The following is a 13,956-nucleotide window of genomic DNA, read 5'->3' as shown; positions in this document are numbered from 1 at the left end:
CCCCGCCGCAGCTTCGGCGGCGGACGACCGCGGCGGCCTGGGCCGCGCGCTGCTGCAGGGCTTCGCCCTGCTGTGGCTGCTCGGCGCAGCCGCGGCGCTTGCCTTCGGCCTAAGCGCCCACGCGCGCTTCGCCGCGCGGCTGCGGCAGGATTCCGCCGCCCCGCCGCCGGAGGCGGAGCGCCTGCTGCAGACCTGCCGGCGCGAGATGCGGCTGCGCCGTCCGGTGCGGCTCGAAGTCACCGGGCAGGTCGGCGTGCCGACGCTGCTCGGCGCCGTGCGTCCGCGGCTGCTTCTGCCGCCCCAAGTGCTGACGGAGCTGGACGAGTCCCAGATCCGCCACGTCATGCTGCATGAATTGGCGCATGCCAAAAGACTGGACGTGCCCGTGAACCTGCTGGCCGCGCTGCTGACGGCGCTGCATCTGTTCAATCCGCTGCTGGCGTACGCGTTTCGCCGAATGCGGGAAGATCAGGAAGTCGCCTGCGACGCGCTGGCGATGAAGAGACTTGAGCCGGACGAACGCCTCGCGTACGGACGCACGATTGTACGGCTGCTCGACTCGATGGCAGTTTCGGCGCCCCTGCCGGGTGCCGTCGGGCTGTCGGGTGGCAAGACCGAAATCAAAAGGAGGTTGATTCTGATCGCTACGCCGCGTACCCAAACTTATCGCAGCGCGATCGTCGGCGCCGCCGTCATGCTGCTGCTGGGCGGCTGCACGTTGACAGGCGCGAAGTGGACCGAGCCGTCGGCGCCGACCGCCGCGGCCGGCAGCTCTGCGCTGCCCGGCGCACAGCTCCCCGGTACGGACGCCAATTCGGCCGTCGTTCCTCTCAACGATCCCGCCGAGACGCTGCTGATCGAAGAGAACAGTATTCGCGTCACGTCGCGCGAGACGTCGGAAGGCGGACAGGCGCGCCTGATCCATGTAGGCTTGATCAACGGCGATCAAGCTCAGGGACGTTCCTATCTCTGGGATTCGTCCAACGATCCCGGTCATCCGCCGCGCGCCGATTGGGCCGACGTGAACGACGACGGCATCAAGGAAATCGTGCTTATTCTGGATGTCGGTTCGATTACCGGACAGGAGCTGGAACATATCCATGTGCTGGACCCGTATACGCTGGAAGAACTCGACGTAGCGGATTATCGGGATTTTCGGAACAACCGGTTCACGATCCGTCCCGTGCTCGACTACGGAGGCCGTCTCTACGTGGAGGCCGGTCTGAACGGACGTTACCTGACCCGCGCGTACGACAACGATGAGAGGCAAGAAGATTCGGATCTGCATTATCCCGGCGTCGCCGAGTACGAAATCGTACGCGACCGGATCGTGGCCCATGCCTACGGCAAATTGTCGGATACGAAATTCCCTGTCCGATTGACGGTCACGTACGGTCCCGACCTGAAGCCGGCCGATACCGTCATGTATCCGACAGGCGACGTCGCTCCTCCTTTTACACAGCAAGAAATCCGGGAACGGATAGACGGGCGGCTGGATACAGCGCAGAGGGACATGATCGAGCAGGACGGTCTGTACGTTTTCGAGGAAGCCGATGCTGCGCACTCTGCCGCGCTGACGTTGAATTACGCGGTCAATCCGGATACCGGCACGATTTTTGACGCCGCCAAGGGAGGACCGATCGGTACGCTTGCCGTAATCGACGACTCGCCGCCGCCGGATCTGTACGACGGTGCGCTGCCGGACCTTTCCGATCTGTACGACGAAGCTTACGAGACAAAGATCGAGCGGCTGCTGCAGCCGATTCTGACCGCTTCCAGGCTCAAAAAAGACGGGGAAGACTGGGTCGCCGGCTATGCCGGAGACGGAACCGTGCTCGCGAACGTATTGCTCGGCGGAGACAAGCTGACGATCAAAGCCGATCTGTTCACGGGCATGTGGGAAAAGGCCGGGAACGAATAACGTGCGGCCGCGGCCGGAATTGGGTTTTAAATCAAAACAAAATTAAAACCTAAACCGAGAAAACCCCTGACGTCTGCTTAATCGCGGAAGTCAGGGGTTTTTGCGATGCGTCTTCTTCATGCGTTCATCACGCCATCGTTACGCCGTCATCAGTCCACCGGAAGCTGCTCTTTGAGCTTCGGGAACACGTCGAGCGCATTTTGGTAGAACACGTGATGCCAATATTTTTCCGGAATCAGATGCTTCACGAACCGGATATACGAGTCGATCGGGATCAGCGGCCAGTCGGTACCGAACACGAGCCGGTCGTACCGCTCCGCGAACACGATCGCCCGTTTGAAATGGTCGACGTAGGTCTGCTCGGTCAGCATACGGGTGATTTTGTCGTCGTCGCCGACGAACCAGCCGGACAAGTCCGCGTACAGATTCGGGTTTTTCTCCAGCATGGCGGCGGTGTCCATCACCCACGGATCGCCGAGATGGCAGATCATGAAGGTAAGGTCCCGGTGCTCAAGCAGCGCTTCTTCCATCGACAGCGGATGCGAATATTTCAGCAGCCCGCGGTCGGAGTAGGTGAGGCCGCCGTGAATGACGATCGGAAGCTTGTAGCGGGCAGCCAGCGTGTAGACCGGATCGTAGATCGGGTCGTTGACGGCAAAATGGTAATAGCCCGCGTACAGCTTGATGCCGACCGTCTTCGGATGCTGAAGCGAACGTTCCAGCGCTTCGAGCTGGCCCGGTTCGTGCAGCGTGTGCGGATTGATGCCGGCGCATTCGAACACGTTCGCCGGCAGCGTGTCGAGCGTGCCGCCTCCGAGGTCCAGTCCCATCGGATTGGCCGACGCGTGATCGGGGAACCCGCCCGGGGTCGTCTCGGTCACGCCCATGCCGACGGCGGCCACGACGCCGGCCCGGCGGAATTCTTCCGCCAGCCCTTCCGGCGTATAGCTCAGGCGCGACACGTCGGCGGCCGTCTGATGAAAACTTTCGATTTCGGAGTAATGGATATGGGCATCGATGATTTTCATGATGAAGTCTCCTCCCGTTCAAAAGAAATACGGCGCAGCGCAAGCAGTTCGTCTTCTTGCGGATCAAGGTCGGTCAGCACGTAGAAATACGGTCCGGCGAAGCTGCGCGCGCCTTCGCGCCCGTCGAAGCGGTCGTCGTAAGATATACCGGCCAGTTCGTTCAGCAGCACGGCATACTGGCGCAGAGGGCTTTCAACGCCCGGAACGACGAGCAGCCGTTCTTCGCGCTCGGCGGAGAACAGGCGCAGCACGCCTTCGAACTCCAGGTCGATATCGTATTTGCCCGTTTTGTACACGATTCGTTCGCCGCGGGAATCCCGCACTTCGAACCGCCCGTCTGTCAGGTCGGCCGAGCTGGAGAAGAACGCGCCTTTGTTCAGGAGAGCGTTGACGATCGGCAGGCCGCTGTGCTGCTCGACTTCCGTCGTATAGGCCATGACCGGCGAACCGGGACGCAGCAGGAAATATTGGTGGTACGACAATCCTTTGAGCGTTTCGCTGCGCTCGATGCGTACCGTCAGCTTGAGCCCCGACCAGACGCTGCCGAAGTTGTCCGTCAATTCGGCGAAGTCCGCTTCGATCGTCTCTTCAAGCACCGAGCGATCCGTCATGCCGTCCGGTACGCTTGCGATTCCGCCGAACCACGGGTTCCAGAACGATTTCGGACCGGCCTGCGGGAAAGACGAATGCAGCCATTCGCGCCCGTGATACCGCAGCGAATACAGCGCCGGCCCGAAAGACGGCGATACGCGCAGCGTCACGATGCCGTTGCTCGCTTCGAATGCGTCCAGTCCCTGATCGGTCACTTTGCTCGTACGTACCGGCGCCGCATCGTCCGCGGCGGGGAAGATGAGTTGGCGGCGGCGCAGCGAGAACGCGCCCATATCGAAATCGAACGCGACGATATCCGCTTCCGGACGTTCCGCCAGTTCGATCTGCCGCGAGACGCGGCGCTGTTCGAGATCGGGGTCCGCATGCAGTTCGTCCGCCGCGATCGACCCCCGATCGGAAGACAGCCGCAGCGTGCCGTTCAGATTGACTTCCTTGCGTTCAAGCAGCTCGGCTTCGAAGACGCCCGGCAGGAACGGATTGCCTCCGTGCAGCGAAGCTTCGAGGTGCTCGCTTTTGCGAGGCGGCGCATGCGCCGCGCGTGCTGCCGCGGACGGCGGCCAGGCCTGATACGGCATCAGGCCGCCGCTTTCCAGCGCATGGGCGCGCAGGTTGCGCCAGTCCGCGAACGTGTTCACGAACACGCGCAGCGGAGCGGTTCGAATCGTTTCGCCGGGCGCAAGTGCTCCGACCGGCTGTTCGAACGCGTACTGCCAGCGGTCGCGCACCGGCCGCAGCTCCTGCGGCCAGACCAGTCCGCAGGTCGACGTCGGCCAGCGGAAGAAGATCCAGTTCTCGGTGAGCTTCTCCGGCTTCCAATACTCTTTGAGCAGCGCGTCCGCGCCGGTACCGAGATCGACGAACGTGCCGTCGTAAGGCAGCACCGCTTCCCGGAACGGGACCGGCAGCGCAAGCTTGAGCTTCAGATCGTGCGGCAGCCGTTCTTCGCCGACGCTTGCCACGCGGTGCGACACCTGCAGGGCGCCGCCCGGAGCCAACACGGCGATCAGCGTCAGGCGCAGGCCGGACGGCTCCTGCCATTCGTAGTCGGCTTCGAGCGCGATGTCTTCGCCGCGCCGCTCGAACCGGACGTCGGACGGCTTATGCTCGACGAAGCGGTCGCTGTACGGAGGACCGAGCTTCGGCAGATTGAACGAGAACGGCGCTCCCTGCTGCCCGGCGGTCCGCAGGCTGAGCCGGTTGTCCCATTTGTGCAGGTGCATCGTGACGGGGCCGCTGCCCGCGATCCATTCGCGCGGCGTCTCGCCGTGGAAGATGCCGAAGGGTCCGGGGAACGCCGCTTCCAGCTCGCCGCGGACTTCGAAGCGTTCGCCGCCGGATAACACCGCGATCCGCACGTCCGAAGCCGCGATTCCAGGTTGATGCACGAGCGCATGCAGCTTCGCTGTAGTCCGCCCGCCCGCGGGCAGGTTCAGCCGCAGCGAAGATGGACGGAACGAGACGTCGCCGGATTCCGGCAGAAACACTTCGATCTCGGCGTCTTCCGCGAAGCGGCTCTCGAAGCCGATCTGCAGCTCGCTTTCGCTGCCCGGATCGACGAGCGCAGACGCGATCACCGTCGTCAGCTTGATCGGGAACACCGGCGCGACGCCGGTCTTGAACGAAGCCGAGCGGCCGTTGATCGTCACGTCCGCTTCGACGCCGGGATGCGTCCGCTGGGCGCTCGGTTCTTCGGGCCTTTCTTTCAGTTCGAACATGCCCTGAATCTCGCGAAGACTTCCGGCTTCCGTCAGCTGGACCGATTCGTTCAGGCCGAACGATACGCCTTTGCCGTTCTTGCCGACGATCTGTACATCGAGCGGAGCGCCGCTTTTGTTCACGATCCGGTACGTGACCGGATAGCTGCGCCCGAACGGCAGTCGATGCCGCTCGATCACTGTCTCGATCGCGTAATCGTCCGTCTCGATCCGGCGCAGGCCGCGTCCGGTACGCTCGAACTGCATGCTCAGGCTGCGCCCGTCTTTTTCCCAGAGGTAAGTGAAAAAGTCGAACCCGTTCTCCCGGTCGCCGTCGGGATACACCGACAGGTCGCGCTTGCCGTCCGCGTACCAGTCCGCCGTCTCGAAGAACGGGGCGACCGCGTCCGTATTCAGCACGCTCGGAATAAAGTTCATCAAATGCGTCGTATCGTCGCGTTTTTCCCAGAAAAATCCGCACTTTTTGTAAGCCGGCACCGCTTTGGTATTGCCCGCCCACGTGTACAGGTCCAGCCGCGGCCAGCCCATCTCGATCGTGCGGCGGACCGCATTGAGCACGAGCGCTTTGCCGACTTTTTGCCCGTGGTAATCCGGCCGCACGTTAAGCAGCGGGATATACAGGGCGCCTTCGTCTTCCTGGTAATAGGAAAAGCTGCAGAAGCCGGCGACGACGTCGCCGTCGAGCGCGAGGAACGTCTGCATGTCGGTGCTGCGTTCCTGCTTCGTCCGCGTTTCTTCTTCCGTATGTACGTAGCTGTCGCCGCCCCAGCTCTCGCCGCTGCGGTTCCACATCTCGGCCAGCGAAGCGGCATGTTTCGGTTCGTATTCGACGATCCGGATGCGGGATGTTTCATTCTGGCTCATAGTGGGCCTCCTTGCCTGGCTTGCTTTGGAATGTATGACACTCCACCAGTATAAACGGGAACTGGATGCAATTCCAGAAAGAGCCGATTGTGATCGGGCGAATATCCGTTTACCGCTTACTTTCTCCGGGTATGAGTGACTAGGAAGAAATGGCGCAGGGAGCTGCGCACTCTACACAGCGGAAAGGATGGATGTCAATGGAATATCGCAACAACGGACCGGAAGGCGGCGGCAATCGCCGCAGGGGAGCAAGCCGCTGGGGGTATCTGCTGTCGAGCCTGGTCGGGCTCGTGATCGGGGCGCTGCTCGTGACGCTGATTCTGCCGCGCACGGGACTGCTCGATCGCGGCACGTCGGCGCAGCCGGAAGCGCAAACGGCGGCGCAGCCGGTGTCCAATACGGCCGAGGCGCCGGATACGACCGAGACGACCAATCCGGCCGAGACGCCCGCGGTGGAGCCGACTTCCCTGACGCTCACGGAAGGCACGGACGTGCCGGGCGTCGTGGAGCGTATCGGCGGAGCCGTCGTCGGCATCACCAACATCCAGAGCCGCGGCGGCAGCGGAATGTTCGGCATGCAGGAAGACGCGAGCGGCGTGCCGGTCGGCACCGGTTCGGGCGTCATCTATAAGAAGGAAGGCGATCTCGCCTACATCGTCACGAACAATCACGTCGTGACAGGGTCCAACCAGCTCGAAGTGACGCTCGCCGACGGAACGGACGTCGAAGGCACGCTGGTCGGCACCGATATCTGGACCGACTTGGCCGTCGTGACGATGGACGCTTCGGCGGCGGATACGGTCGTCGAATTCGGCGACTCGTCGGCGCTCAGAGCCGGCCAGCCGGTCATCGCGATCGGCAATCCGCTCGGCCTAGAATTTGCCGGTTCGGTCACGACCGGCGTCGTGTCGGGCCTCGAACGCATCGTGCCGGTCGACGTGAACGAAGACGGGCAGCCGGACTTCCAGTCGGAAGCGATCCAGACGGATGCGGCGATCAATCCCGGCAACAGCGGCGGAGCGCTGCTGGATGCGACAGGCAAGCTGATCGGCATCAACTCCGCCAAGATCAGCACGGAGACGGTGGAAGGGATCGGCCTGGCGATTCCGATCGATATCGCGGTGCCGATCATCGAGCAGCTGGAAGCAAACGGCGAAGTGCAGCGGCCGACGATGGGCGTGACGACGGTCGATCTGGCTTCGATCCCGTCGGCGTATTACGAGACGGAGATCGGGCTGCCGGCGGACGTCACGACCGGAGCGGTCGTGCAGCGCGTGCTGCCGAACTCGGCCGCTTCGCAGGCGGGGCTGCGCCCGCTCGACGTCATTACGCAGGTTGACGGGCAGCCGGTCGAAAATTCCGGCGACCTGCGCCAGCATCTGTTTACGGAAAAGCGGGTCGGCGACCAGATGGAAGTGACGTTCTACCGCGACGGACAGCAGCAGCAGGTGACGCTGTCGCTCACGGACAATTTGCGAATCTGAACGGGGAAAGCCGCGCATCCGCGCGGTTTCTTCTTTTTTTTGTCAAAAGAAAGCGTTTACCAAAAAGAGGACAAGGAGTAAAATGGAAGTATCACCTGTCCGAATTGTCATTTCATCCTCATACGGAAAGAGGGAGAATCCGATGAAAGTACGGGACTTTATGATCAAGGACGTGCACACCGTGAACGAGAACGCGAAAGTGTCCGACATTTTGCAGCTGTTCGTGTCGAAGCGGATCAACGGCGCTCCGGTCGTCGACGAAGCGGGCCGGCTGGTAGGCATGGTGAGCGACGGCGATATTTTGCGCTATATCAATCCGAGCCGCCAGACCGTCTACGATATGTTCAGCTACGTGTTCGTCCAGCAGCCGGAAGAGCTCGAAGAAGCGCTCTCGTACAAGGCGGGGACGCCGGCCCGTAAAATCATGAAGAAAAACGCGCAGTTCGTGTCGCCGGATCAGGATCTGGAAGAAGCGTTGGGCATTCTGGCCAAGCATCACTTCAAGAAGCTGCCCGTCGTCAACGCGGACAAGCAGGTCGTCGGCGTGATCAGCCGCGGCGACCTGCTCAAGCAGATCGCGACCCGGCTGAACGAACTGAACCGGGATACCGTCGGCAGCTGAACGCCCTTTTTTACGGCTTGAACGAAGATGTTAACGAAGATAAGAGGGCCCGTTCTTTTCCGCCCGCTCAGGCGGCGATACGGAACGGGCCTTTTGTCGCGCATAAAAAAGGATATAAACGGAAAATAAAGCAGGATCGTCCCTCACCGCTGTCGTTGATCCGGGACGGAAGGCTTGGAAACGAGCTTCGTTAACAGAGGTTTTACACTCCGTTGACGCTTGCTTGGTGTACGGGTGTTACGATAGACGCATAGAGACGCTCGAATCCAATTCCAGCCTCGATTCTACGGACATCAGGTGAACTTATAATGAAATTCCCGCTTTTGGCGTCTGCCCTGACCTCGGCCTGCCGCGATCTTTCGGAGACCGTTCAGGCTTCGGTCCGGACATACGGCAAATCCAGAGAGCTGCACCGGATCGTTCAGGGCCGCAAGCTGTCGACTTTTTTCCAGCCCATTTTGAATTTGCAGGACGGGAGCTGTCTCGGTTACGAGGTGCTGAACCGTCCTCCGGTGTCGAATCGTTTTCCCGATACCGAAGCTTTCTACGATTACATCGGCCGCACCGACCGGGTGTTCGAATTCGAACGCTACTGCCGCGAGACTTCGTTCGAGCGGTTCGAAGCGGCGCGCCGGCGCCTGCGTCTGCCGGGCGAAGACTCGGACGAAGTCGTGTTTATCAACGTGCATCCGATGGTGCTGGCGGACGCGGCTTATCGCGCCGGCGAGACCGTGCGGCTTCTCCGAAGGCTCGGCCTGCCGCCCGAACGGGTCGTGTTCGAATTGACGGAGAAGCAGGCCGTCAGCGATTACGCGGAGTTCGAACGCGTGCTGTCGAACTACCGCGCGCAAGGTTTCCGCATCGCGGTCGACGACGCCGGTTCCGGCTACAACAGCCTGCAGACTATCGTCAATCTCAAGCCGGAATTCATCAAGCTCGACAAGTCGCTTATTCGTGACCTGCACAAGCATCAAGACCGGCAGCGCATGGTCAAGCTGCTGCAGGAATTTGCCGCCGGCTCGGGCACTTCGATTATCGCCGAAGGGATCGAGAACCGGGCGGAAGCCGAGCTGCTGCGGCGGGAAGGGATCGAATACGGGCAGGGCTACGCGCTCGGACGGCCCGATCCGGAATTGAAGCCGGCCCGTTTTCCGCGCGAAGAGCGCGAATCGGCGCCGGCCTGCCCCGATTCGATCAAGGCTGCCGTGCCGACACCCGATATAAAGCCCAGGGGCCGCTTCGCTTGAAGCCGTCCGTGGGCCGTTTGATGAAGGAGAGAGGAGGCAAGGCGGATGCTTACAAAAATCGGGGAGATCACGGCAAGTATCCCGGTCGTCGGAGCCGGCACGAAGTGCGAAGCGGTCGATGAATGCTTCAAACAGAATCCGAAGCTCGAAGGACTGGCGATCGTCCACCCGGACGGCACGAACTCGCTCATGATGCGCGTCCAGTTCTACCAGCAGATCGCGACGCGCTACGGCTTCACGTTGTTCATGAACCGTCCGGTCGGCGTACTGTCGAATTCCTGTCCGCTGCTCGTGGACGAAGGGGAACTGATTACCGACGTCAGCATCCGCGCGATGAACCGGCCGGAAGAAGAACTGTACGATCTCGTGCTGGTCAGCCGCGGCGGGACGCTGCTCGGAGCAGTTAGCGTGCGCCTGCTGCTGCTGTCGGTCGCCGACGTGCGTACGCAGATCGCGACGTTCATGAACCCGCTCACCGGGCTGCCCGGCAACCGGATCATCGAAGACCGGCTGCAGCAGACGCTCGGTCTGGAATCGTTCAGCGTGCTGTATATCGATCTCGATCAGTTCAAATCGTACAACGACGGATACGGCTTCAAGCAGGGCGATCTGCTGCTGCAGGCGACCGCCAATCTGCTCAGCGAAGTGTTCGCCCAGCCGGACAGCTTTTTCGGACATATCGGCGGGGATGACTACATCGCGATTCTGCACCACCATCATTACGAAGACGCCTGCAGCCGGGCCATCGACGAGTTCGAACGGCTGAAGCGGGACTTTTACCGGAGCGAAGATCTGCTGCGCGGCTCGATCACGGGCGAGAACCGCTTCGGCAGCCGCGGCCTGATCCCGCTCGTGTCGCTCTCGATCGCCGTGGTCACGAATCGCAGGCGGACGTACGACAACATCGAAGAGATCGTGGAAGAATCGGCGCGGATCAAGAAACGGTGCAAAGCGGTACAGGGCAGCATCGTGTTCGCGGACGGCCAGACAGCCGCCTGCTCGGGTTCGTGAGATCCCGCTGCCTGCGCAGATCATCATGATCGCTGCACGGCAAATATTGAACGGCAAATAGGGCATGGCAAATCGGCGGACCCGGACAGGGTCGGCTTTTTTGTCGTTTCCGGCGCGGCGCATTTCTTTGGAATTTCTTTCGTTTTTCCCGAGGGAGTCGTTAAGGAACGTTTTTTATGCTAAAAGCGTTGATAAGAAAAAGAGCAAAACGAAGGAGAACTTATGACGTACCGGATTCTGGTCGTGGAAGACGACAAAGAAATATTGGAAGGGATCTCGATTTATTTGCGCAATCAGGGTTACGAGGTGCTTCAGGCGGCGGACGGCGCGGAAGGGCTGGCCCGGATCGAAGCCGCGGAAGAGGTACATCTGGCGATCGTCGACGTGATGATGCCGCGGATGGACGGGATCTCGATGACGATGAAGCTGCGCGAGAAGCACGACTTCCCGGTTATTTTTCTCAGCGCCAAATCGGAAGAGATTGACAAAATCGCGGGACTGAACATCGGCGGGGACGATTATATCGCCAAGCCGTTCGCTCCGATGGAACTGCTGGCGCGCATCCATTCGCAGCTGCGGCGCTACGCGCGTTATTTGGCTCTATTGTCCGGCGGCGCAGGCGCGGAAGCGGGGAAAAGTACCCGGCACGCGGTCGGAGGTCTGGAACTGGACGAAGAGACGGTGGACGTCGGCGTGGACGGTATGCCGGTACGCCTGACGCCGCTCGAATTCAAAATTTTGGCGCTGCTGATCCGGCATCCGGGGCGCGTGTTTCCGGCGGACGAAATCTACGAACGGATCTGGAACGACCGCGCCGTCTCAACGGATACGATCATGGTCCATATCCGCAATATCCGGGAGAAGATCGAGATCAATCCCAAACAGCCGAAATATTTGAAAGTCGTATGGGGGGTCGGGTATAAAATTGAAAAACAATGAACGGATCGAACAAACAAACGGAAAAGTCCAGACTGCGCGCAAAAAGGACCGGATCGGGTGGGAGCTGCCTTTGCCGGAAATCGGTCCGTGGTTCGTGCGCTTCGGCCTGCTGGGCGCTATCGCTTTTTTCGTCGCTGTCGCGTATTCCACCTTGTCGTTCGAAGGATCGAAAGAGATCGAGCAGAAAACGACGGATACGTCGCTGACCGCGGTAGACCCGCAAGCGTGGGTCGACAGGCTGGAAAAGAGCAATTACGTGCTTCCCCTGATGCTGGCCCAGCAAAACGACCCACAATCCGGTATGTCGGAGCAGGGGATGAGCGATCCGCAAATCTATGCGCAAACCTACCAGAAGATCGTGCCGTCGTCGTTGTATCTGCCCGGAGGCTCGAACGTGTTCAATCGGTCTCCCGCGGGCGAAGTGATTCCCGAGCGTTTTCGGCAGCGGCTGGATGCTCTGATCGCGCAGTGGCAAAGCGGCATGACGGAAGGGGACGGCACGGCCAATCGGTACCGGATAGAGTACGGCGTCAAGCATGATCAATCCGGCAGTCAGCCGATTCGGAATTCGCCTTCGATGCCCGAGGACTTTTGGATATTTGAATCAATGACCGCGAAAAGGGAATTGATGGAACGATACGCGTTCTACGCCGTCGTTGAATTCGATGCTTCCGGCGCGATGCAGATTCCGGTCTGGTACGGTCTCGGCACGCAGTGGCGGGATCGGCTGCTCGTCAATCACACGCAGCAAATAGCGCTGTCCGCCGGTCTCGAAAATATGCAGCCGACGACGGACGCGTCCGAATGGGAGCCTTACATGGCGCGTATCCGCAATCCGCAGGCGTTTACGATCGTCTATACGCTGCCGCGTTCGACCTATTCCGCCGAAGCGACTCTGGAAGCGTACAAACCTGCGGCCATGCACGCGGCGGGATTCCCGTATCTGGTCCTGCTCGCGATCGGCAGCGCGATTCTCGTCGGCATTCCGCCGCTCCGAAGTCTGCGTCGCAGACCTTCGGACGCGGGGGCGGAGACCGGCAGTCGCAGAGTCCCTTACGCCAGGCGGCTTCCGCTGGAATACTGGCTGCTCGGCGCGGGACTGCCGCTCTTCTTCTATACGCCGTTTGCCGTCTGGTCTTACGATCACGGAAATTCGCCGCTGCTTGAGATCATGGCAATCTGGATCGTGTTGTTGACGTTCTGGTGCGGACTGGCCGAATTCGTGACCCGCGCCTGGCTCGAAGGCGGGAGCCGCGTGCTTCGGGCGGGCAGCCTGACGGTTCGATTGTGGGAGTGGCTGCACCGGTTCGATCTTGCGGACGCTTCGGATCGTTCGCTGCTCAAAATAGCGTCCGCGCACGCCGTGCTGCTGGGCGGGATCGTGACGCTTGCCGCGTACGTGCCGTATGCGGCCGGGATCGCGCTTGCCGTGTATCTGGTCCTGCTGTTCTACGGGATCAAAAAAAGAAAAGACCAACTGCTGGCGGCTTACGCCCGGCTGTACGCTTCCGTGCAGGGAATGGCGCGCGGCGAACTGGACGTGCGGATCGACGGCTCTCTGGGCGTATTCGAGCCGATGACCGCCGAACTGCAGCGCGTCCGCGAAAGCTTCAAGCATGCCGTCGAAGAAGAAATCAAAAGCCAAAAGCTCAAAAGCGAGCTCGTGACCAACGTCTCGCACGATCTCAAAACACCGCTGACCGCGATCGTCACTTACGTCAATCTGCTTCAGCAGAACCATCTGACGGAAGAGCAGCGGCGGTCGTATATCGACGTGCTGGGCGGCAAATCGCAGCGGTTGACCCGGCTGATCGAAGACCTGTTCGAGTATACGCGGGCTTCGAGCGGCGCCGCTTCTATAGCTCCGGTCAGCGTCGACCTGGTCGAACTGCTGAAGCAGGCGCGGGTCGAGCTGGAAGACCGCCTCGCCGAGTCGGGCGTACAGCTGCGCTTCGCCGTGCCCGAAGGCAAAGTCATTCTGCCGCTCGACAGCGAGAAAACGTTCCGCATCTTCGAGAATCTGTATCTGAATATCGCCAACTATGCGATGCCGGGTTCGCGCGCCTACGTCGAACTGACCGATACCCCGGCGGAAGTGCGGATCGTGTTCAAAAACGTATCCGCGTCGGAACTCGATTTCAAGCCCGACGAGATCATGGAGCGTTTCGTGCGGGGCGACCGCGCGCGCAGCGCGGAAGGCTCGGGCCTCGGGCTTGCGATCGTGAAAAGCCTGGTCGAACTGCAGGGCGGCACGTTCGGCCTTGAATTGGACGGCGATTTGTTCAAAGCGCTTATTCGCTGGCCGAAAGACGGCGCGGAAGAGGGAGCGGTGAGAGCGGGCTGATGAATGGGGGAGGTAGTCGAACAGGGGACGGATGAATGGGAGAGCCGCGGATAGGGGGAGATGGGCGAACAGTATGATATTTATAGGTGCGATATCGATAGACACGACTGTAACGAACCCTGGTCACGCTATTTGCTCCAAATCAGTCCGAAATCGGCGTAATCGCGAT

9 protein-coding genes are annotated in these 13,956 nt (G+C 60.9%); 7 read left to right on the top strand and 2 right to left on the bottom strand.

From position 1 onward, the window contains the following. Positions 1 to 1,921 (top strand): M56 family metallopeptidase (locus FTE24_RS09370; protein WP_272915070.1); only part of this gene is annotated, 1,921 nt, incomplete at its 5' end. A gap of 149 nt (positions 1,922 to 2,070) precedes the next feature. On the opposite strand, the gene FTE24_RS09365 is transcribed toward FTE24_RS09370, so the two are convergent. Further along, positions 2,071 to 2,949, bottom strand: a complete 879-nt coding sequence (locus FTE24_RS09365) for an amidohydrolase family protein (RefSeq protein WP_150228819.1) — start codon at positions 2,947 to 2,949, stop codon at positions 2,071 to 2,073. After that, positions 2,946 to 6,140 (bottom strand): GNAT family N-acetyltransferase, encoded by a 3,195-nt coding sequence (locus FTE24_RS09360; protein WP_150228821.1) that lies wholly within the window; start codon positions 6,138 to 6,140, stop codon positions 2,946 to 2,948. Before FTE24_RS09360 ends, FTE24_RS09365 begins: the two co-directional genes overlap by 4 nt. Positions 6,141 to 6,337: 197 nt before the next feature. On the opposite strand from FTE24_RS09360, the gene FTE24_RS09355 reads away from it, so the two are divergent. From FTE24_RS09355 to FTE24_RS09330, 6 genes are all read left to right on the top strand, one after another. Next, a complete protein-coding gene (locus FTE24_RS09355) occupies positions 6,338 to 7,624 on the top strand; it encodes a S1C family serine protease (protein WP_150228823.1) in 1,287 nt (428 codons plus the stop codon). A 142-nt stretch (positions 7,625 to 7,766) separates the two neighbouring features. Further along, the gene (locus FTE24_RS09350; RefSeq protein ID WP_150228825.1) at positions 7,767 to 8,246 is read left to right on the top strand and encodes a CBS domain-containing protein; all 480 of its coding nucleotides are present in this window, start codon (positions 7,767 to 7,769) and stop codon (positions 8,244 to 8,246) included. 308 nt (positions 8,247 to 8,554) lie between these two features. After that, positions 8,555 to 9,493, top strand: coding sequence for an EAL domain-containing protein (locus tag FTE24_RS09345; protein ID WP_150228827.1), 939 nt, complete (start codon positions 8,555 to 8,557; stop codon positions 9,491 to 9,493). A gap of 45 nt (positions 9,494 to 9,538) precedes the next feature. Continuing rightward, entirely contained in the window at positions 9,539 to 10,504 is a 966-nt protein-coding gene (locus tag FTE24_RS09340) for a GGDEF domain-containing protein (protein ID WP_150228829.1), read from the top strand. A 222-nt stretch (positions 10,505 to 10,726) separates the two neighbouring features. Then, positions 10,727 to 11,443, top strand: coding sequence for a response regulator transcription factor (locus FTE24_RS09335; protein WP_150228831.1), 717 nt, complete (start codon positions 10,727 to 10,729; stop codon positions 11,441 to 11,443). Further along, a complete protein-coding gene (locus FTE24_RS09330) occupies positions 11,430 to 13,787 on the top strand; it encodes a sensor histidine kinase (protein ID WP_150228833.1) in 2,358 nt (785 codons plus the stop codon). The genes FTE24_RS09335 and FTE24_RS09330 overlap by 14 nt, the downstream gene beginning before the upstream one ends. Positions 13,788 to 13,956 lie beyond the last annotated feature (169 nt).

It is taken from the genome of Saccharibacillus sp. WB 17, assembly GCF_008634075.2.
In the GTDB taxonomy this organism is placed as follows: Bacteria; Bacillota; Bacilli; order Paenibacillales; family Paenibacillaceae; genus Saccharibacillus; species Saccharibacillus brassicae.
The sequence above is the reverse complement of the archived record's forward strand: the minus strand, read 5'-3'. Positions and strand labels throughout refer to the sequence as shown.

Excerpts from the sequence above, each read along its gene's own strand:
- FTE24_RS09345 (WP_150228827.1), top strand. The coding sequence starts at position 8,555 with ATGAAATTCCCGCTTTTGGCGTCTGCCCTGACCTCGGCCTGCCGCGAT.
- FTE24_RS09355 (WP_150228823.1), top strand. The coding sequence starts at position 6,338 with ATGGAATATCGCAACAACGGACCGGAAGGCGGCGGCAATCGCCGCAGG.
- FTE24_RS09365 (WP_150228819.1), bottom strand. The coding sequence starts at position 2,949 with ATGAAAATCATCGATGCCCATATCCATTACTCCGAAATCGAAAGTTTT.
- FTE24_RS09340 (WP_150228829.1), top strand. The coding sequence starts at position 9,539 with ATGCTTACAAAAATCGGGGAGATCACGGCAAGTATCCCGGTCGTCGGA.
- FTE24_RS09360 (WP_150228821.1), bottom strand. The coding sequence starts at position 6,140 with ATGAGCCAGAATGAAACATCCCGCATCCGGATCGTCGAATACGAACCG.
- FTE24_RS09350 (WP_150228825.1), top strand. The coding sequence starts at position 7,767 with ATGAAAGTACGGGACTTTATGATCAAGGACGTGCACACCGTGAACGAG.
- FTE24_RS09335 (WP_150228831.1), top strand. The coding sequence starts at position 10,727 with ATGACGTACCGGATTCTGGTCGTGGAAGACGACAAAGAAATATTGGAA.